The organism is Halalkalibacter sp. APA_J-10(15), from assembly GCF_023017105.1.
GTDB lineage: Bacteria > Bacillota > Bacilli > Bacillales > Bacillaceae_D > Halalkalibacter.
The window spans coordinates 85274-107329 of record NZ_JALKEV010000010.1 but is presented as its reverse complement, the minus strand read 5'-3'; the positions used below and the strand labels follow the sequence as shown (position 1 = coordinate 107329).

16 protein-coding genes are annotated in these 22056 nt (G+C 38.4%); 12 read left to right on the top strand and 4 right to left on the bottom strand.

The window, feature by feature from the left end; translation table 11 throughout:
- The first annotated feature begins 53 nt into the window (after window positions 1-53).
- From MW695_RS13125 to MW695_RS13110, 4 genes are all read left to right on the top strand, one after another.
- Window positions 54-686, top strand: coding sequence for a type 1 glutamine amidotransferase family protein (locus MW695_RS13125; protein WP_247105807.1), 633 nt, complete (start codon window positions 54-56; stop codon window positions 684-686).
- 121 nt (window positions 687-807) lie between these two features.
- Window positions 808-957, top strand: a complete 150-nt coding sequence (locus MW695_RS13120; RefSeq protein WP_247105806.1) for a VOC family protein — start codon at window positions 808-810, stop codon at window positions 955-957.
- 542 nt (window positions 958-1499) lie between these two features.
- Window positions 1500-3641 (top strand): catalase, encoded by a 2142-nt coding sequence (locus tag MW695_RS13115; protein ID WP_247105805.1) that lies wholly within the window; start codon window positions 1500-1502, stop codon window positions 3639-3641.
- A 300-nt stretch (window positions 3642-3941) separates the two neighbouring features.
- Window positions 3942-4229 (top strand): hypothetical protein, encoded by a 288-nt coding sequence (locus MW695_RS13110; RefSeq protein WP_247105804.1) that lies wholly within the window; start codon window positions 3942-3944, stop codon window positions 4227-4229.
- Window positions 4230-4681: 452 nt separating this feature from the next.
- Here the strand turns inward: MW695_RS13110 and MW695_RS13105 are convergent, their stop codons facing one another.
- The 4 genes from MW695_RS13105 to MW695_RS13090 form a co-directional block, all read right to left on the bottom strand.
- The gene (locus tag MW695_RS13105) at window positions 4682-5023 is read right to left on the bottom strand and encodes a DUF1801 domain-containing protein (protein WP_247105803.1); all 342 of its coding nucleotides are present in this window, start codon (window positions 5021-5023) and stop codon (window positions 4682-4684) included.
- Between the two features lie 199 nt (window positions 5024-5222).
- Window positions 5223-6488 (bottom strand): RNA polymerase sigma factor, encoded by a 1266-nt coding sequence (locus MW695_RS13100; protein WP_247105802.1) that lies wholly within the window; start codon window positions 6486-6488, stop codon window positions 5223-5225.
- Entirely contained in the window at window positions 6485-6910 is a 426-nt protein-coding gene (locus MW695_RS13095; protein ID WP_247105801.1) for a YciI family protein, read from the bottom strand. Before MW695_RS13095 ends, MW695_RS13100 begins: the two co-directional genes overlap by 4 nt.
- Window positions 6911-7043: 133 nt before the next feature.
- Window positions 7044-7856, bottom strand: a complete 813-nt coding sequence (locus MW695_RS13090) for an alpha/beta fold hydrolase (RefSeq protein ID WP_247105800.1) — start codon at window positions 7854-7856, stop codon at window positions 7044-7046.
- A 426-nt stretch (window positions 7857-8282) separates the two neighbouring features.
- Here MW695_RS13090 and MW695_RS13085 point away from each other — a divergent pair, with 426 nt between their 5' ends.
- The 8 genes from MW695_RS13085 (at window position 8283) to MW695_RS13050 (ending at window position 22056) form a co-directional block, all read left to right on the top strand.
- Window positions 8283-8705 (top strand): VOC family protein, encoded by a 423-nt coding sequence (locus MW695_RS13085; RefSeq protein WP_247105799.1) that lies wholly within the window; start codon window positions 8283-8285, stop codon window positions 8703-8705.
- 409 nt (window positions 8706-9114) lie between these two features.
- Window positions 9115-10374, top strand: coding sequence for an alpha/beta hydrolase-fold protein (locus tag MW695_RS13080; protein WP_247105798.1), 1260 nt, complete (start codon window positions 9115-9117; stop codon window positions 10372-10374).
- A 359-nt stretch (window positions 10375-10733) separates the two neighbouring features.
- Window positions 10734-11444: a LytR/AlgR family response regulator transcription factor gene (locus tag MW695_RS13075; RefSeq protein WP_247105797.1), complete on the top strand. Its 711-nt coding sequence runs from the start codon at window positions 10734-10736 to the stop codon at window positions 11442-11444.
- Complete coding sequence (locus tag MW695_RS13070) at window positions 11441-12751, top strand: ATP-binding protein (RefSeq protein ID WP_247105796.1); 1311 nt, start codon at window positions 11441-11443, stop codon at window positions 12749-12751. The genes MW695_RS13075 and MW695_RS13070 overlap by 4 nt, the downstream gene beginning before the upstream one ends.
- A gap of 352 nt (window positions 12752-13103) precedes the next feature.
- Window positions 13104-15593, top strand: coding sequence for a glycoside hydrolase family 3 protein (locus tag MW695_RS13065; RefSeq protein WP_247105795.1), 2490 nt, complete (start codon window positions 13104-13106; stop codon window positions 15591-15593).
- 355 nt (window positions 15594-15948) lie between these two features.
- Window positions 15949-18807 (top strand): glycoside hydrolase family 3 protein, encoded by a 2859-nt coding sequence (locus MW695_RS13060; protein ID WP_247105794.1) that lies wholly within the window; start codon window positions 15949-15951, stop codon window positions 18805-18807.
- A 145-nt stretch (window positions 18808-18952) separates the two neighbouring features.
- On the top strand, window positions 18953-21409 hold the full coding sequence (locus MW695_RS13055; RefSeq protein WP_247105793.1) for a beta-glucosidase: 2457 nt from the start codon (window positions 18953-18955) through the stop codon (window positions 21407-21409).
- On the top strand, window positions 21406-22056 hold the full coding sequence (locus MW695_RS13050; RefSeq protein WP_247105792.1) for a hypothetical protein: 651 nt from the start codon (window positions 21406-21408) through the stop codon (window positions 22054-22056). The genes MW695_RS13055 and MW695_RS13050 overlap by 4 nt, the downstream gene beginning before the upstream one ends.

Genomic DNA, 22056 nt, shown 5'->3' with positions numbered 1-22056 from the left:
TCAGGGAAGTTATCTTATAATAGCTATATCAATTGTGATTGGAGTGTTATTGGATGCAAACAAAAAAAGTTTTTCTATATGTATTTAATACAATGTCAGACTGGGAATATGGATATTTAATTGCTGAACTAAACTCAGGAAGATATTTCAAAAAAGATTTAGCACCTTTAAAAGTAATTACAGTAGGAGCTAATAAAGAAATGATTACTACTATGGGAGGACTGAGCATAAAACCAGATATTTCCCTTGATGAATGTACTCTTGAGAGTAAAGATCTTTTAATTTTACCAGGAGGGACTACTTGGAGTGAAGAAATTCATCAACCTATCTTGGAAAGAATTGGCCAAGCTTTAAAGCTTGGCACTATTGTTGCTGCAATTTGTGGTGCAACTGAGGGCCTCGCGAATATGGGATACTTAGATACTAGAAAGCATACAAGTAATAATTTAGAATATACTAAAATGGTATGTTCTAACTATAAAGGAGAAAAGTTCTATGAGTTGGGATCTGCGGTATCTGATGCGAATTTAGTTACTGCATCAGGAATAGCTCCTCTGGAATTTGCAATGGAGGTACTGAAAAAAATAGATGTATTTACACCAGATGCATTACATTCATGGTATAACCTAAATAAGACTCATAAACCTGAATACTTCTTTCAGTTAATGAATTCAATAAATAAATGAAGTAACTGAATAGCTCAATTTCTCTATTTTGATTTGTAGAGAAGTTGGGCTTTTTAATTTGGAATTTCCTTATCGTTGTAAATCCGTATTTTCCTGACGCTACCCCTTGTTTCATTCTGTTTTGCAAACAGGGGAAAATGATTTGATGGTCGCTGATATCTTTCCGGGGCAACCTTATGTTATCGGAGATCAGGTGAATATTTGCATTACAGTGACGCAGCAAAACGAGATTGAAGATATGTTTAATAAAATGAGCGAAAAAGGCAAGTAATGTTTCTGTTGCAAGAAACCAATTCAGTCCCTACTATGGGGCAGTGAAAGACCGTTTCAACGTTACGTTCCACTTTTTCAAGAATGATACAACACTTGGTTGGAGCAGAAAATAAAAAAAATGGTCGGGGAGAAATCCCCGGCTTTTATAAAATTGATTTCATTTAAACCTTTTACAGTTTTTTTATGAAATAAACATTTGTAAATTTTGGATTTTTTTATGCTCATGCCCTGTCTCGACTTCTTTTCTTTCCCTTAGACAATATTTTGAGAATACTTTGTTTTAAAACGAAAAAAGCTGAAAAACATTCAAAAAAAGGGTTATGTAGGCAAGTTTTTATTTTAATGAGAACGGGGAAATCCAGGTTGAAGTCAGATGATTTTGGTTATTTATTGGTAAAGGTGTATAAAAAGGGCGTGTTTACAAACAATACCAACGATTTAATGTTTGTAACCATTCTTTTCGTTACCTAGTCTTAGATTAGTATTGGGATGGTAATCGCGAAATAGTTAACGGAAATACATAAAAAGGAGGAAACAGAAGTGGATAATAATCAACAAAATAATGAGCTTTCTAATTTAGAAAACTTAAAGGATCAACAGTTAGAAACCTTTCGAGTTGATCACAAAGGTACTAAATTAACAACGAACCAAGGCGTACGAGTTTCGAATACTGATGATTCGCTTAAAGCTGGTGAGCGAGGGCCTACCTTGATGGAAGATTTTCATTTTCGGGAGAAAATGACTCATTTTGATCATGAGCGTATTCCTGAACGAGTCGTTCACGCACGTGGTTTTGGAGCTCATGGCTACTTTCAAGTGTACGAACCGATGACAGAATTTACGAAAGCTACATTTTTACAAGACCCGTCTGTTAAAACTCCTGTTTTTGTACGATTCTCAACAGTTGTTGGATCTCGAGGTTCTGCAGATACGGTTCGTGATGTCCGAGGGTTTGCAACGAAGTTTTATACTGAAGACGGAAATTATGATTTAGTTGCCAACAATATTCCGATATTCTTTATACAAGATGCAATAAAGTTTCCAGATGTCGTACATGCTATTAAACCAGAACCACATAATGAAATTCCACAAGCTTCTGCAGCTCACGATACATTTTGGGATTTCGTAGTAAGTAATACTGAAACGGCTCATATGATCATGTGGTTGTTATCTGACCGCGGTATTCCAAGAAGTTTTCGAATGATGGAAGGGTTTGGTGTTAATACTTTTAGGTTTGTGAATGAGCAAGGGAAGGCACGTTTTGTGAAGTTTCATTGGAAGCCTTTACTAGGAGTGCATTCTCTTACTTGGGATGAAGCTCAAAAGCTAGCTGGGAAAGATCCTGACTTTCTCCGGCGTGACCTATGGGAAGCGATAAATATGGGAGAATATCCTGAATTTGAGCTTGGAGTCCAATTGATCGAAGAAGATGAAGAATTTAAGTTTGATTTTGATATTCTCGATGCAACGAAATTTTGGCCAGAAGAACAGGTCCCCGTTAAGATTATCGGAAAAATGACCTTAAACAAAAATCAAGATAACTTTTTTGCGGAGACTGAACAAGTAGCTTTCCATCCTGGTCATGTAGTGCCAGGAATTGATTTTAGTAATGATCCCTTACTGCAGGGACGTTTATTTTCTTATACGGATACTCAGTTGCTCCGTTTAGGAGGACCCAATTTCCATGAGATTCCAATTAATTGTCCGATTGCTTCTATAAATAATAATCAACGCGATGGTTTTCATCGGATGACGATCGACAAAGGTGCCGTGAGTTATTCACCAAATTCACTTCGAAATAACTCTCCCCAACCAGCATCTGATAAAGAGCATGGATACACACATTATGCTGAAAAAGTAGAAGGGCAAAAAATCAGGAAACGTAGTGATAGCTTTAATGATCATTATCGTCAAGCTACTCTTTTTTGGAATAGTATGTCACCAGCCGAAAAGAAACACATTATTAAAGCTTTTCATTTTGAAGTTGGAAAGGTGCAGGACAAACAAATCAAACAGCGTGTTGTTGAAATGTTTAATAACGTGGATAGTCAATTAGCGATTCAAATTGCTGAAGGAATTGGTGTGAATCCTCCTGCGAATCAAGGAGAAACTGGAGTAACAACCTCCTCACCAGCGGTAAGTCAAGAAAATACAGTGAAGCAAGCGAAAACGAGAAAGGTTGCCATTCTGATTGAAAATGGCTTTAACTTTAATGAGGTAACACAAGTCATGACTGGATTATCTGCAGCGGGAGTTCATGCCGACCTTATTAGTAAAAACTTAGGCATGATTACAAGCGTAGAAAGTCAGAAACTTGAAGCGAATAAGAGTTATGCTACCAGTGGAGCGATTATGTACGATGCACTTTATATTCCTGGTGGGAAGGGATCTATAGATCTATTGATGACTCATAAAGAGGCTAAGGACTTTATCAATGATGCTTTTGTCCATGCTAAACCAATTGGAGCTACGAATGAAGGTGTCGACCTTTTAGGTTCATCTGAGGCTCAACGAACATTGTTAGCAGACCTTGAATCTGGAGCTCAAATATTTACAGATATGGGGATTGTGACAGTTCGGAACGAAACGGATTTAAGTGCGTTTCAACAAGAATTTATCAATGCCATTGCACTGCACCGCCATTGGCTGCGGGAAAATCAAGATGGGAAAATGAGTGGCTAATTAATCAGGTGGAAGATTTCACCTGATTTTAACTTTCAAAAAAGCATTCTTAAAGTTTGGGGTGAACTAAAAAAGGTTTTAACAAGATGATATGTTGTCACATTTTCTTTAACTTATTCCAATTTCCATGCCATTATTAGAGGTTGTCAATGGTTTAGCGGAATACCGATTGTTCGTCTTGAAAAGTACAATGCTCGATTAAAGTAAAAAAAGGTAAAAAACAATAAATATGTATGTTAGCGAGCAAACTTACGCATCATATACGAGTAAGACCAAATACATCTTAAAGGGGAGTTTCTTATGCAACAAAACCAGCAAGCACAACAAGCAGCACAACAAGCAGCGCAACAAGCTCAGCAGGCCATTCAACAAGCACAACAAGCCGTTCAACAAGCGACGCAACAGGCGAATCCACAAGCGATTCAACAAGCACAGCAACAATTGCAACAAGCTCAACAACAAATGCAACAAGCGCAAAATAGTGCTCAGCCGGCCCAACAACAGCAATTCCAACAAGTACAGCAAGAATTACAACAGGCTACACAACAACTTCAGCAAGCACAACAACAACAAAATCAACAACAATAATTTAAATTCTATTTTACTAATGAAAAGAGGGTGTCGTAAGGACATCCTCTTTTGTTTAGGTTTAAATGTAATTTGTAACACATATTTTATTAAGAGATGAGACGATTTTTAAAAGGAAGAGAGCCTGTTTCGTTGATAGTATAGAAGCATAATGGACTGGATCAAGATCTTTCTGACAAGGGCATTTCGATAATCTTAGATGGGCTATTGATCGAAGTCCTGTCCTGATCGAACCGAACCCTATGCTATGTTCGCGAAACAAGTGTAGACATGGTTTTGGATTAGTTAGCGGAGATAACTCTAAAGAGAGAAGAATAGGATTTAAGCTAACGGGATCTTTAGTTTATAATAACAAATGGGGAAAGGTTGTAAGAAGAACTGCTCCTCTTACCTACTGGTAAAAAAAGTTGCCACATATACCAGTTAAGCAACTTTGTACATTTGATTTATAATTAAAGTTCAGCAGAGGCATGACTAACCCATGTGACAAGCTGTTCGAAATCAACTGTATCTCCTTTGTGTATTTTCATTGTCTTTCTTTCAGGAGGTCCGTTAAATACTCCCTCTGGAAGATCTAATGTTACGGCATTGAAGATAGTAAAGCTAACTGCTGTTTTGGAAGTTGAGATAACAGCAGCGTATTTCCCGTTTTTTAAAAAATGTGGCTTTTTGTATTGAATACGTTCATGTACATCTGGTATTGCTTGGTGAACGGTTTCAAGTAGATTAGTAACAATTTCACTCTGCCAGGGTTCATTTAATGTATCAATAAAATCAGTTATTTCTTGGTTCATTTTTTCATGCTCCTTATCAATGATTTATTAGTATAAATTATTCAACAAATTGAGTTGATCTTGTAAAATAGCATCCATCAAGGGCATTGAAAAAGTTTGGTTTCAACTTTTACGGTACCCTCTCAGCAATGTGTAAAACCGTTGCCTATTTGTAGCTCGGAATGTCGTTTGTAAAAAACTCACTGATTGGTGTTTCACCTTATGTAGATGATCCATTTCGGCAATTCATTGCTCGATTTCGTAAAAGGGTTCTTTCATGTTCATTCTTGGTCAGTGAAGCAGCACGTTCAAATTCACTACGAGCCTCATCATATCTCCCTAGCTTCACTAAAAGATCACCTCGTATACTAGGTAAAAGATGATAGCTTTTTAAAGATGGATTAGAATAGAGTTCATCTACTATTTGGATGCCAAAGTCCGGGCCAAATGCCATAGAAATAGCTACTGCTCTGTTTAATTCCACGATTGGTGAAGGCATAACTCTCGAAAGAGCTTCGTAAAGAGCTGCAATTCGTGGCCAATTTGTCTCTTCTTCAGAAGGCGCAAGAGCATGGCAAGCAGAGATAGATGCTTGCAATGAATAGGGGCCAAGTGACTTCCCTAGCTTTTTGCTACGCTCAAGTGCTGCTATGCCACGTCGGATCAATAATTGATCCCACTGAGCCCTTTTTTGGTTCTTGAGAAGAATAGGTTCACCTTTAGAATTCACTCGCGTTTTAAACCTTGAAAACTGAATTTCCATTAAGGAGACAAGTCCATGGACTTCCGGTTCAGTAGGTGCCATTTCGGCTAGAACACGTCCCAATCTTAGTGCTTCTTGACATAGAAAAGGACGAATCCATTGGTCACCAGAAGTTGCAGAATAACCTTCATTAAACATAAGGTAAATCACTTCAAGGACTGTTGATAATCGCTTCATAAGTTCCTCTCCAACAGGAACCTCAAAAGGCACTTCTTTTTTGTTTAAGGTTCTTTTCGCACGGACAATTCTTTGAGCAATAGTGGATTCTGTGACGAGAAATGAATGCGCAATTTCCTCCGTGGTAAGTCCGCATATTAAGCGCAGAGTCAAAGCAACTCGTGCATCCTGTGATAATACGGGATGACAGGTCATAAAAATCAGACGGAGGAGATCGTCATCAATCTCCTCATCTAATACATCATTCATATCCTCGACAGTAAATAAATCACTATGACTAGCAATTTCTTTATATTTTTGATCCTGTACGTTCATTCTGCGTAACAGATCAATTGCACGACGTTTAGCGGTTGTCATCAGCCATGCACCAGGGTTTTCAGGTATACCAACTTGCTCCCATTTTTCAAGAGCAATGACCAATGCATCTTGAGCAAGATCCTCCGCAAGACTAACATCTCTTACTAATTTAGTGAGTTTTGCGATGAGCTTTGGCGATTCTATCCTCCAAATCGCTTCAATCGTTCGATGTGTTAGTGATACACTCACGCCTTCTTAAGCTCCTCTCGAAGTTCAGCCTCTTTTACTAATAATTCTGGGTTATCCGTCAAATCCTCTGGTTCAAATACTTGTCTAAGCTCAATCTCACCCTGTCCAAATCCATGTGGGTCTGGCATACGTAATGCCCATTCAATCGCTTCTTCTCTAGATTTAACTTCGATCAATGTATAACCTGCAATTAATTCTTTAGCCTCCGTAAATGGACCGTCCATAATTCTTGGTTTTTCACCAGGCTCCGGATAGGAAATCCTTATACCATTCTTGCTAGGCTGAAGTCCATCACCAGCCAGTAAAACACCTGCTTTTACCAACTCTTCGTTATAATTTTGCATCGCTTCAATAAGCTCAGGACTAGGCATTATTCCTGCCTCTGAATCTGAAGTGGCTTTTACAATCATCATAAACCTCATAATTAACTACCTCCTATTTTATCGTGAAGCATTTTATCAAAGTCGCATAATCGCACAAATGATAAGCTTCTATTTATACAACGAGTATGTGTTAATGAAATCGACACAAATCCGAATTTTTTTACATTTTTTATTAATGATTAGCCAAAAAGAATGATGTAAGCTCCGGTGATATCTTTTTTGTATTCAACTTCTTAGTATGGCCGAGACCCTTTTTACTCAATAGTTGAGCGTTAGGGAGTACGTCTGCTAATGCTTGAGCGCTATTTCGTAAGGAAGCAGGGCTCTCTGTCCCTTCTATTACGAGCGTTGGAACCTTGACACTGTTCTTCCATGTAGCAGGCAATTTCTTTCCTTCCATATATCCTTCCAATAATGCAGCATCATAGGCGAGTGTATGCGCAACTGCCATCAGATTAGACCACACGCCTGGTATTATCCGCATCATGCTGACAACAAATGAAGGAGCTCCCATCCCTTTGGTCATGAAATACTTAATGGCCGTAGCCCGTTCATTATTGGAAATTAAGTCTGTCGTATGCTTCGTAAAGTCTTTTGGTGGCTTACGATCTCCTTCCTTTACTACGAAAGGAGGTTCATGTAGAGCCAATTTGGTAATGTTTACTCCTTTGTCTGCTGCCCTCAGTGCAAGAGCAGCTCCAGAAGATAATCCCCACACATAAGCAGCACCACCTGCCTCGTCAATTAATGCTTGAAGATCTTCTATTTCTCGTTCAACATCATACGGCTGAGTATCACCGCTATCTCCTCGGCCCCGTCTGTCATAGTTGTAAACCGTAAAGTACTCTGATAACAGGTATGCCAATTCAACTTGCTGTGGGAATTTACGGTAGCTAAATGCACCTCCGACTAATATGAGGGCCGTTCCTTGACCAACTTTGTCAAAAGCAATTTTTGTTCCGTCTTTCGATGTAACTGAATACATAAGTTTCCTCCTTTGTCGGTGTATTGATTATTAAGATAGCTAGCTTCTAATATTCACATATTTTCTATGCCTCTAATAGGACGACGAGAAACGATATTCAAAATCGACAAATTTTTAAAAAAGATTTATAAATTCTTGGCTTTATGGATATCGAATAACATCATACATTATGGTTCTTTGCATCTTAAATACGCCAATTATGTATGAATATCCTTTAAAAAAGGTTGAGTTTTTGAGGTAGTTCTTTGACTAAAGTAGTTTCTTAAGAAAAGGGGATGGTGGTGAAGCTGTTGAACGTTAGAATAAAACGATATAAGCAAGGAAAAATAATTCGACCCGTATAAATGGTTGAATAACGCAATCCATGAGAAATTTCTAACGAGCCTAGATGTTAAAATACGAACTACATAGTGGAGGTTAGAATGTATGAAAGGTTATGGAGGCGATACGATGATTACGAGAGCGATACAAATGACCATTTTTGTGAGGGATCGACAGAAGGCTAAAGCCTTTTATACTGAAAAGCTAGGTTTTACAGTACGTGATGAGGTTGAATTTTCACCAGGTTTTCATTATTTAACGGTTTCTCCAAATAAAAATAATGAGACTGTCATTGAACTCGTGCAGGCTAATACTGAGGAAGAAATGAAGCTAATTGGAAAACAGGCAGGAGAGCAAATAGTGATTATGTTCCAATCGAATGACATTGAAAAGGATTATTTAGAAATGAAGGGTAGAGGTGTGGTATTTCATAGTGCACCACAAGATGTTCCTGGTGGGAAAGGTGCTGGGTTTGAGGATTTATATGGAAACAAATATGATTTGTTTCAACCAGAAAAAAATAGTTGAACGTTTTATTTATATGTTTCGTATAGCCATTTCCGTTCTGGAAGTGGCTTTTTTTTAGAATTTATAAGTATGGCAGTAGCAGAATGCAAAGGTCACATGCTCGATGCGGTTTCTCATTCCTCTATTTAAGCTAAATGAATCCAAAAGGAGCCATAAAAGCCAAAATAGCGGAATGAGGACTACATTTTCTTATAAGGAAGTGTTTTTTCTCTTATTTAGAGGAATGAGGATTACCTTTGTTCGTTTGCACTGTGTAAGTAGGTTCGCAAAAGCTGTCGTTTTTCTTAGCTAAAGAATGTATTTTAGAGTTGCTTTTGTTTAAATCATTAAGTCGCATTAATATAAATGTAATCGTTTTTCTTGACAGTGCGTTATTTTGATTTTTAACTATGTGGAAGGGGGGAGCATTATGAATAGAGAGAAAATGTGTAAACAAATTCGAATTTTTAGCTTGATTATGCTTGTTTTCTTCATCATGGCTTGTTCATCTGATGGAGAGAATAAGGAAGGAACTCAAGAACTGAAACCAGATAATGTGACATTAATTACAAAGGTTCTTCCGTTAGGTGAAGTTGCGTATGCGATTGCAATTGATTTTGAGGAAGAGGTCCATTCATCGACAATTTCAGAAGCGAGCTTTGAAGTAGAGGTTATGAAAGATGAGGAGATGGAATCGAGAACGATTTCATCTGTTTATACAAATGATCAAGCAGAAATTAGTCAGGTTAGCAGGACAGGCCGATTTGTCATTATTGAACTAGATACGAGTGATCCGAATTCGAGTATGCTTTCGTTCCAACATGAAGCTTTTTTACATACGAGGAAGGAGCTTGCTTATACGGTTACTCAGAAGGAAGATATAACAGTAAGCAGTGGGACTATTTTTGTTGCATCCACAGAAAGAGTTGAGCCACTAGATGTGAAAACGCCAATTGTTGATCAGTTTGGCGAGTTTACGTATCGAAATGAAGTAGGGAGTGAGATGCCATATCGATTATTCGAACCAACTACAAAGTCTAATGAAGAGTATCCTCTTGTATTATTTTTACATGGCTCAGGAGAACGGGGAACTGATAACGCTTTACAGCTTCTAGGAAATCAAAGTGCACTAGTATGGGCTAATTCTGAGCAACAGGCGAACAACCCAGCCTATGTCTTAGCACCTCAAGCACCGGCACATGAGGAATTGACGGCCTACTGGACAGAAAAGCCTAATGATTCATTGTTAGAGGAGGTACTAGAGGATGTTATGGAGCAATATCCTATTGATCGAGATCGTATCTACGTGACGGGTGTTTCCAATGGGGGGATTGGCACATGGCATATTGCTTTGAAGCGACCTGATTTATTTGCGGCGGCCGTTCCTGTTTGTGGAATAGCTATTATAGCTAATTATTCAATTGGAGAGCCTTATACGCCTTTAGAAGATCCATCTGAATTAGAACCGGTCAAAGATATGCCTATTTGGGTATTCCATGCAGCTGATGATCATCTTGTTGATGTCCGATTCAGCAGAGACGCCGTTGCGGCGCTTAAATCGATTGGTGGGAGAACGATTCATTATACGGAGTATCCAGAAGGAGCAGTAGAACCAGATGGTCACTTTGCCTGGATTCCCGCTTATCAAAATCAAGAAATGATTGACTGGGTATTTCAACAATCAAAATGAAATGAGAATCTAAGTGTATAAGGAAAAAGACTTAGGTATTGCTTTAATGAGACATGGAACGAAAACTAGCTGATACGCCTACTGTTCAAAGGTTTCAAGGGTGCTATTTGTCCGTGTTTGTTAGAGATATTTCTTATGCTATACTAGTAACAATCTCATTGAACTAAAGAGTGCGAACATAAAATAGGAAATTCCTCCTATCCAAATAAATGAGTTAAGTTTTTTATGTTTAATATGGGGTTAACTCCCATATTATAATGGAAGTTTCCTGAACATCATTCAACCCCTATGATTTAAAGGGTGTCTAGCCAGAAGTGTTCTGTCTAAGGTCAGTCGTGTAAAGAAAGGAGGATCATGGAATGGTACGTATTGCAATAGTGGAAGATGAAACTAGTTATCAGGAACAGCTCATTGAATTCCTAAGAAAGTTTCAAAAAGAGAATGAAGTAACGATTGAATTTGAAACGTATTCTGATGGTGATGAATTTATTGATCATTATAAAGCGCAATTCGATATAATCTTAATGGATGTTCAAATGCCACTTATGGATGGGATGTCAGCAGCAGAAGAAATTCGAAAGATAGATTCAGAAGTCGTTATTATGTTTATTACGAATATGGCGCAATATGCGATTAAAGGATATGCAGTAGATGCATTGGACTATGTGTTAAAGCCGATTACGTACTTTTCGTTTTCTGAACGTTTGATTAGAGCTCTTGAAAGAATGAAGAAGCGTGAATCCAGCTTTATTACGATAAAATTAAAAGGTGGAATGGTAAGGCTGGAGCTTTCAGATGTGTATTATGTGGAAAGCCAGGGCCATAAGCTAATTTTCTATACAAAAGAAGGAGAGTTTACGTCTTCTGGAGCTATGAAGGATTTAGAAGAAGAATTATCAGAGTATCATTTCTTCCGTGGACATAAAGGCTACTTGATTAACTTGGAGCACGTAGATGGAATGAATGATAGTTATGCTGTTGTGAAAGGGAGTGAGCTTCCTGTAAGTCGCACAAAAAGGAAAGCATTCTTAGAAGCTTTAGCTGATCATTGGGGAGATGTCATTAAATGAACGAGCTTTTTCCAGAAATACCTAGGCTGTACACGGCATTTGCCGAATGGCTAGCATGTATCGTCTATATTTCAATATTGAAAAGAAGGTTAAGTGGTTGGAGGTTAATAGCCTTTGCAAGCGGCGCTTTAATTGTACAATCTGTGTTCCTCGTTGTGACTAGAGATTTACCGATCATTTTTTGGGTCCCTAGCATGCTTGTCGCTGTTGGGATGATGTTTTTACTTATCTATATGTGCTGTGATATCACGGCGACCGAAGCAGGATATTTTAGTGTGAAAGCTTTTGTTGTAGCTGAATTAGTCGCATCCTTACAATGGCAAGTTCATTTTTATTTATGGAGTGGTGAAAGTAGTCATAAGCTATTTGAAATCATTCTGTTAATGGTTATGTATGGGCTTGTCTTTTTTGTCATTTGGCTATTAGAGAAACGTCATATACCTGAAGAAGGCAAGCTAAATATAAGGCAACGAGAGTTATGGTCTACAGTTGTGATTGGTGCAGCTGTCTTTTTTATAAGTAATTTAAGCTTTGTGACAGCTAGAACGCCTTTTAGTGGACAATATGCACAAGAAATATTAAATATTCGCACCTTGGTCGACTTAGGTGGGTACGCGATTTTGTATGCTTACCATATTCAACTGAATGAGTTAAGGGTTAGGCATGAGCTAGAAGCGATGCAAAATATTCTTCAAAATCAATATTCACAATATCAACAATCGAAGGAAAGCATTGAATTAATTAATTATAAGTACCATGATCTAAAGAATCAGATTATCGCTCTTCGGGCGGAAGAAGATCCGGAAAAAAGAAATGCCTATCTGAATGAAATGGAGGATGGGATAAAAGCGTTTGAAGCACAGAACAAAACAGGTAATAAAGTGTTAGATACTTTGTTAGCAAGTAAACATATGTATTGCATTAAAAATGGCATTACCTTAACGTGTGTAGCCGACGGAACATTACTTAATGATATGGATGTTATAGATATTTGTACGATTTTTGGGAATGCGCTTGATAATGCTATTGAGTACGAAATGCAGGTTGAAAATGAAGAAAAAAAATTAATCCATGTTTCATTATTTAGTCAAAAAGGTTTTTTGATGATTCGTTTTGAAAATTACTTTGAAGGAGACTTGAAGCTCGAAGGTGATTTGCCGGTCACGACCAAGAAGGATAAATCTTATCATGGGTATGGTCTAAAAAGTATTCGCTATACCGTCCAAAAGTATGATGGTGTCGTCAATGTCGGACAAAGGAACAATTGGTTTGAATTAAAGGTTTTAATTCCGAAGAACGATAGATAAATGATGAAGAAAAATAAATTAAATGCTATGAATAAAGCTTGGGTCCCTGTTAAGGATTGATCCAAGTTCTTTTTTGTCTACTGTTCATGCAAAAAATGCTACCGTTTATGAGATTGTCCTGCACAAATTGATTAATATGCTAGATTTAATTTTATAGTTTTGAAGGGAAGTAACGTTTATACATAAATGAATACCTTTTCATTAAGTGGTGTTATTGTACTGCGTTGTATAAACTTTCTCTCCCTATGATGTTGGAAGGGGGGCTATGAACGTTTCGCTTCAAAGGAATTGAAGGTGCTTTCATTTTGAGAGCTTAAAATGATGTTATTGAGTAAGGAAGGGGTAAGGGATTATGAAAATGATGTTTAAAAATGCAACTGTGTTAATGACAGTGCTCATTTCCTCATTTCTACTAATGGCGTGCACAGATGATGATGCCGCTGGAGGAGATCCAATCGAACCTGAAGAACTTGGTTCAGGAGAGGTGAAATGGGAAGAGACAGAAACTGAAGATGGGTATGTTATTGTCACAAATGATGATGGAAAAACTTTAGGCTATTCAAAAGATTCAGGAGTGGAACTACTTCAAGTCGATGGATATGCTTTTAAAGATCTAAATAATAACGGTGTTTTAGATCCATATGAAGACTGGAGATTAGAGGCTGATGAAAGAGCGGCTAATTTAGCGTCATTATTGTCTCCGGAAGAAATAGCAGGTTTGATGCTATATAGCTCCCATGTATCTAGTGTTTCTGAGGAGCTTGAAGAGGATCAAATTGAATTCTTAGACATTGGTGGTCGTGCAATGTTAAACGCTGCTAATTCAGCAAGTACAACTGATACAGTAAAGTGGAATAATGCGATGCAGGCATATGCAGAAGCGACGGGTTATGGTATTCCGGTTATTACAAGTACTGACCCAAGAGAGGGTGGAGTTTCTGGTATTCCTTCTAATCTAGCATTAGCTGCGACTTTTGATTCTGAACTTGTTCAAGAGATGGGTAATTTAACTTCTATCGAGTATCGTTTACTTGGTATTGGAACGTTACTTGGACCGCAAATTGATATTGCTACTGAGCCACGTTGGAATCGAGTGGATGGAACATTTGGTGAAGATCCGGCACTAGCTAGAGATCTGACAAGTGCATTTGTTCATGGTGTACAATCCACATTTGATGAAGATGGGAATGATCTTGGCTGGGGTCCTTATAGCCTGAATACGATGATTAAGCATTGGCCAGGAGACGGAGCAGCTGAAGGTGGTCGTGAAGGTCATTCATTCAGAGGGAATGCTCAAGTATATCCAGGTGGACAATTTGATACACACCTCATACCATTCGTAGACGGTGGATTTAACCTAGATGGAGAAACAGAATCTACTACGTCCGTCATGGCATCGTATTCGATTGCCTTTGAAGAGGATGAAACGTATGGTGAGTTAGTTGGTACGGCATTTAGTGAATACAAACTCAACGATTTATTACGCGATCAATATGGATTTGATGGTGTTGTTACAACAGATTGGAGTACAGTTGATGACCTTGAAGGTGGTTTTATGCAAGGGAAGCCTTATGGGGTATCTGAACTAACAAAACCAGAACGTATTTTGAAAGCGATTCAAGCAGGGACGGATCAATTTGGTGGATTGAATGATCGAGACGTTGTTATTGAGGCTTATGAATTAGGTGCTGAGGAGCTAGGCGAAGATGTGATTAATGAGCGTTTTGAAAAGTCAGCAGAGCGTATATTAAATGGTTTCTTTACTATTGGATTGTTCGAAAATCCATATGTTGATTTACAAGAGGCGGAATTGACGGTATTAAGTGAAGACAACCAATTGAAGGCTTATGAAGCGCAATTAAAATCAATAGTGATGTTGAAGAACTCAAATAATGCCATTTCATCCAATGATAGTGATGAAAAGCAAACTGTTTATGTACCAATGATTTATGTGCCATATGAAGTCGATTATTTTGGTGGAGTAACAGAAGCGGAATGGACATTGCCGGTTGATATTGAACTATTAGAAGAACACTATAATGTTGTGACGGACACTCCGTCAGAGACATTAACAGGTCCGGAAGACGATGATGGGAATCCAACAGTTGCGGTTGAGGATATTGAACGTGCATCGGCTGGAGACTTAGCATCAGTTGATTTCGCATTGCCGATTATTACAAGTCCTGTGAATGAAGGGAACTATTTTGCTGGATTTGGCTATGACCAAGAAAATGAGGAGTATATTCCAATCTCTCTACAATATGGGGAATATACAGCAGATTCTGAACATGTGCGTCAAGAATCAATCTCTGGAGATATTACGGTCACTGAACAAGTAAGTGGTTATGTTGTAGAAGAAATTGAAGAAAAAGAAAATCGTTCTTATTATGGGAACACGGCAATAATTAAAAATTACGAAGATCTTAATACTGTAAAATATGCAGCGGAAACTGTGCCAGAGGATGTTCCAGTTATTGTTGCTATCAGAGCTGATGGACCGATGATTATGTCTGAAATTGAACCATATGCAGATGCTATTCTTGTGGCGTTCGGATGGAGTACAGGTTCGGGTTATGGAATTGAAGATGAAGCTTTACTTGAAATTGCGGCAGGTAAGGTAGAACCATCGGCCCTATTACCGGTACAAATGCCTGCTAATATGGAAACAGTAGAAGCTCAATATGAGGATGTACCTCGTGATATGGAAAGCTTTGTTGATAGTGAGGGCAATGAGTATGACTTCACATTCGGTCTTGACTGGTCTGGAGTCATTCAAGATGAACGTACTGAAAGATACGATGTTCCAGCATTGGTGACACCAGACAACACAGGTAGTGAGTAAGGGTTTTAAGATAAAGTGAACATTATATAAGGTCTTTAAGGATTGAATTTTGTGTTTAACAGGGCATTGAAAAAGTTTGGTTTTGAACTTTTCAATGCCCTTTAAGCTATGTGAGCAACCGTTTATAAAAAAAATTCTACCGTTCATGCATTTGAAATGTTCAAATAAATATCTATGTTAGAATTTCTTCATAATCACATTAAGAGTTATTTGTAATGAAATGAATACCTTTTCAGTATTAATTTTAAAATCACTCTAATCCTTTGCAAAAGTCAAGTGTTAGGGAGGGAGTAACGCTTTTAATGTGGCGTAAAATGTAAACTACTTATGATATTCGTTTAAGGGGGAAGAAAGAATGGCAGGCAAAAGTAAGAAAAAATTCCGCATTCTTATGAGTGTATTTTTGTCAGTAGTGCTCTTATTGGGGGTAGCAGGAAATGTTGCATTAGCATATTTTTCTGATGTAGTAACGATGTACTTTGATGAAATTGATGTAGAAAGTGCTGAAGCTGTTGAAGCACGTGACCATTCCCAAGGGGTAGCTTCGAAAATCTCAGATGAAGGGATTGTCCTTCTACAAAATAACGAAAATATGCTGCCTTTAACTGAAACGACGCAAATAAACGTGTTCGGGTGGAGCTTCACAAACCCTGTTTATGGTGGAACGGGTTCAGGTAAAGTAAATGCAGATACAGCAGTAAATCCAAAGCAAGGACTTGAAAATGCTGGATTTGAAGTGAACGAACAATTATACAATGATTATGTTGCTACAGGGCTTGAAAGACCTATTATTGATATGGATGGTCAAGACTGGACAATTCCAGAGCCATTAGCTTCAGATTTCTATACAGATGAACGCATGCAACAAGCGGTGGACTTTTCGGATACGGCAGTCATTTTCATTGCTCGTTCGGGTGGTGAAGGGGCCGACCTTCCACGCGTAATGGACGGACCAGATACATTTGATCCAGATGGTGGTTCATTTAGTGCAACAGGTAATCGTTACGGCTTCGAAGATGATCTAGATCCGGATAAACATTATCTTCAGCTAAGTAATCGTGAGCAAGATATGGTTGATATTGTGACAGAGCATTTTGAAAATGTCGTTCTAGTTGTTAATAGTAGTAACACGTTTGAGCTTAGTTGGGTAGATGAATATAGTGAAATTAAAAGTGTCCTCTCTGTTGCGGGTGCAGGACAGAACGGCTTTGATTCATTAGGAAACATTTTGACTGGTGAAGTGAATCCATCTGGTCGCACAGTAGACATCTATACGAGAGACCTTCTCGATCCACCAGCCATGACGAATTTTGGTGATTTCAATTATGTGATTGAAAATGCAGATGGTTCCTACTCTCATGCTGTGGATGAGAGAGATGTCCTTCTGAAGTATGTAGAGTATACAGAAGGAATTTATGTTGGGTATCGTTTTTATGAGACGGCCGCAGCCGAAGGGATTATTAATTACGATGATGAAGTTCAATTCCCGTTTGGATATGGATTAAGCTATACAACGTTCGAACAAGAAGTCGTCCCAGGTAGTTTGAATTGGGATGATGAAACGATTTCCTTCGATGTAAGTGTCACAAACACAGGGTCTGTAGCTGGTAAGGAAGTTATACAAGCATATTTCTCAGCTCCATACACTGGAAATATCGAAAGGTCAGCTATTGATTTAGCTGCATTTGATAAAACAGATATCATTGATCCAGGTGAGTCTGAAACGGTAAATATTTCATTTGCAGTAGAAGAGATGGCTGCTTTTGACTATAACAGAATCTACAGCGACACAGGCTCATATGTGCTTGAAGAAGGGGAATACACGATTTATTTAAATAGTAATTCTAATGAGGTTATTGAAGAAGTTGAGTCAAGAACGTTAGAAGAAGTTGTTTTTGATAATGGACGTTCTACAGATGATCAAGTTCCTGTCAATCAGTTTGAAGAACTTGAAGCAGGAGAGGGAAGTATCGCCACGTACCTTTCTAGAGAAAATGGATTTGAAAATATGGATGAACTCGTTAATCACGAAGAAATTACTGTGATGACAGATGATGGTGAAGAAACAGTACGAGGTAAGCTTGTAGACGAAGATTTTGTTCATTTGGTGAACAAAAATCGTTATGAAATTCCGGAAGATACAATGACGGAAGCACCTACAACGGGTGTCGATAATGGATTGATGTTAGATGAGTTTACGGGTGTGGACTTTCATGATGAGAGCTGGGATGATCTACTTGATCAACTATCTGTAAATGATATGGTTGATCTGGTAACCCTTGGTGGTTATCGAACGGTTGAAATTGAAACTGTAGGCAAGCCTGTTACCCATGATTATGATGGACCATCAGGTATTACAGCGTACACGTCAAGATCAGATACGTCAGGCACGGCATTCCCGGCAGGTGTCATGCTTGCACAAACATGGAATATCGATTTAGCGACACAAATGGGTGAATCTGTCGGCGCAGAAGGGCAAGCGTACAATGTAACAGGTTGGTATGCACCAGGAATAAACATTCATCGTTCTGCATTTAGCGGAAGAAACTTTGAATATTATTCTGAGGACCCACTTGTATCAGGTAAGATGGCAGCAAACAAAATTGAAGGTTTTGAAAGTCAAGGTGGATTTGTTTACATGAAACACTTTGCGCTTAATGACCAAGAGGAAAACCGTACACTCGGTTTGATGACTTGGGCGAATGAGCAAACGGTTCGTGATATTTACTTGAAGCCATTTGAAATTGCCGTGAAAGAAGGCGGAGCAAGTGGTGTTATGTCAGGGTTTAATAGTATCGGGACCGTTTGGGCTGGTGCAAGCTCTAATCTACTACAAGAAGTATTACGTAATGAATGGGGCTTCCGTGGTCATGTGAACACAGACTTCTTCTTAGGAGATTTCTACCCTTACATGGTAGCTGAACTTGGCTTCCGTAACGGAAATGACCTTTTACTCACTGGTACAGCACCAGTCGGGGTACCTGAGGTGAATACTAGCAGTAATGATACTTTATGGGCAATGAGAGATGCTTCTCACAACATTCTTTATACAGTAGCGAACAGTGGTGCAATTGATGATCCTTTAAGTAGCGATATGCCGACTTGGGTGAAGGTTACAATTGCAGTAGATATCGCGCTCCTTGCTGCTATTATCGGTGGATTCTATTTCACATTCCGCAAGCCCAAGATTAAAGTTGATCCTGCAAGTAATTAGATCCATGATAATTGATTAAACATTTTGTTAGGTAGAGTTTCAGGTTGTGTGTGCTTTTAGTATTTAACAAACCTGTATAACAAAAATAATAGGGTTGGCGGTACTCTTCTTGAGTGCCGCCAAATTTCAAAAAGAGGTATGTGCAATGAAATACAACGATCTGATTAAAAAGATGACCTTAGAGGAAAAAGCATCCTTAATGTCAGGGAAAGACTTCTGGCAAACAGATAGTATAGAACGTCTAGGTATTAAAAGTATGTTTCTTGCTGATGGACCACATGGTATTCGAAAGCAAGCAGAGGCAGCTGATCATTTAGGTCTTAATGAAAGTATTCCCGCAACGTGCTTTCCAACAGCTGCGACTGTAGCGAATAGCTGGAATGAAGAGCTCGTAGAAAAAGTTGGTGAATATCTTGGGGAAGAGGCTGTGTCACAGAACGTAAATGTGCTTCTAGGACCAGGAATTAATATGAAAAGAAGTCCCCTTGCTGGAAGGAATTTCGAATATTTTAGTGAAGATCCTTATCTTGCTGGGAAGTTGGCTGCTGGAATGATTAAGGGCATTCAATCTCACGGTATATCAGCTTGTGTTAAACATTTTGCGGTTAATAACCAAGAGGAAAGACGGATGTCCATTGATACGATCGTTGATGAAAGAACGTTACGAGAAATTTATTTAACTGCATTTGAAATAGCGATTAAAGAAGGCCAATCAAAGACGGTTATGTCTGCTTATAATATGTTAAATGGCGCGTATACAAATGAGAATATCCATTTAATGAGAGAAATTTTACGAGATGAATGGGAGTATGAAGGTGTCGTTGTAACTGACTGGGGAGGTAGTAACGATCGCGTTGCTGGGTTGATTGCAGGGAATGAATTAGAAATGCCTACAACTACAGGTGAAACGGACAAGGAAATCATTGAAGCGATAAACAAGGGTCTCATTACAGAAGATATATTAGATGAATGTGTAGATCGTTTACTCGATTTATTGTTTACAACGGAGAAAGTCTTTGAGAAGGAAAAGAAAGATTTTGATATTAAAGAACACCATCAAATGGCTCAGGAAGTAGCGGAAGAATCTATTGTTTTATTGAAAAATGAAGAAAATATACTACCATTGAAGCAAAATGAAAAAGTGGCTGTTATTGGGGATTTTGCTCAAGAAGCAAGGTATCAAGGGGCAGGATCATCCATTGTGAATCCAACCGTATTGGACAATACATTAGAGTCACTTGAAGAATCAGGTTTAACGTATATCGGATTTGAAAAAGGCTTTGATAGATATGGAAAGAAAAGCAAGAAACAAATAGATAAAGCATGCGAATTAGCAAAAGAAGCTGATGTCGTCCTTCTATATATCGGTTTAGATGAAGTGACAGAAGCAGAAGGGCTTGATCGTCAAAGCATGAGCATTCCTGAAAACCAAATTGAATTAATTCAGGCCTTACACAAGGTGAATGCGAATATTGTAGCCGTACTTTCGTGTGGAGCAGCGGTCGAAATGCCTTGGATTGGAAAAGTCAAAGGGGTGCTACACAGTTATTTAAGCGGACAAGCAGGGGCAAAGGCGATATTAAGAACGATAGTAGGAGAGGTCAATCCGTCTGGTAAATTAGCGGAAACATATCCGATTAAACATGAAGATACACCTGCCTATTATCACTTCCCTGGTAAAGAAGTGAGTGTTGAATATAGAGAAGGTCCTTTCATAGGATACCGCTATTATGATACAGCCAATGTGAAGGTGCTTTTCCCATTTGGTTACGGTTTAAGCTATACGACGTTTGAGTATTCGGAAGTTCAAGTGGATAAGGGTGGTGTGACGTTTAATATAACCAATACAGGTGATCTAGCAGGGAGCGAAGTAGCCCAATTATATGTTGGCTGTCAATCTACTAATATATTTAGACCGAAGAAGGAATTGAAAGGTTTTACGAAAGTGTTCCTAAATCCAGGCGAAACAAAATCAGTCACGATTCCATTTGATGATAAAACATTCCGCTATTTTAATGTCAAAACGAACCAATGGGAAATAGAGGAAGCTTCTTATAACATTATGATAGGTGCGTCGTGTTCAGATATTAGATTAGAAGAAACTTTAGTTGTAGAAGGTACAGGAGCTCCTCTTCCATATGAAAAGGATGTGTTGCCGTCCTATTATTCAGGGGAAGCGAACCAAGTTAGTATAGAAGAATTTGAGGCTCTGTTAGGCTATAAGGTTCCGGTATCTACATGGGACCGAACAGTACCACTAGGATATAATGATACGATTGCCCAATGCCAATATGCGAAGGGATTGTTTGCACGTTTTGCTTTTAGAGCCATTACATTATCTCATTCATTCCTATGGAAGATAGGGAAACGAAGTACGGCGAACCTTATTATGATGTCCGTTTATCATATGCCATTTAGAGGGATGGCAAGAATGACTGGTGGAATCATGAATATGCCAATGCTTGATGGTGTTTTAATGATTGTGAATGGGAAGTTCTTTAAAGGTTTACGACATGTGCTAAAAGAACGAAAGAAAATGGTGAAGGCTCAAAAAAAGAGTCAGCATTTAATGAACAATAGTAACAAAGGAGAGGTACTATGAGTAAGGAAAACGTAAAGAAAGCTAGTGCCTTTTCAGGAATCGCCAATTTATGGAATCGGATGAAAACAAAATATCCTAATAGTGTTCAGTTTTTTGTGTTTTTTATGCTGAGTAATGGGATAACGGTTCTCCAATTAGTAATGATGCCAGCGTTTCGGAGTCTGTTTGCTCAAACGACGTTAGTGAGTACTAATTTTCAAATATGGCAAGTTGGTACAAATACAGATGGAAGTCCTTACTATATATTTGACTATGCAGCTGGCCCTATTTCAGAAGGAGGAGGAGGCGGCCTTGCCTTTTTCTTAGCTGTTCAAATTACCATTGCGATTGCACAAATTATTAATTTCTTTGCACAAAGAAGCATTACGTTTAAATCAAACAGTAGTATTTGGAAGGCGGCATTTTGGTATTTTGTTGCCTATGTCATTATAACCATTATTGCTGCAGTTGCTCTAGGCTTCTATCAAACTCCTGTCTATAATTTCTTTATGAGTACGTTAGGATGGGGCGGTTTTGGAGAAACGGTCGCGGATGTTGTAACGATGATTATTAATAGTGCTATTTCTTTCTGGGTGTTCTTCCCTATTTTCAAAATTATCTTTAAACAAGTGCCTGAAGAGCCGAAAAAACCAGAAAAGGTTGTGTGA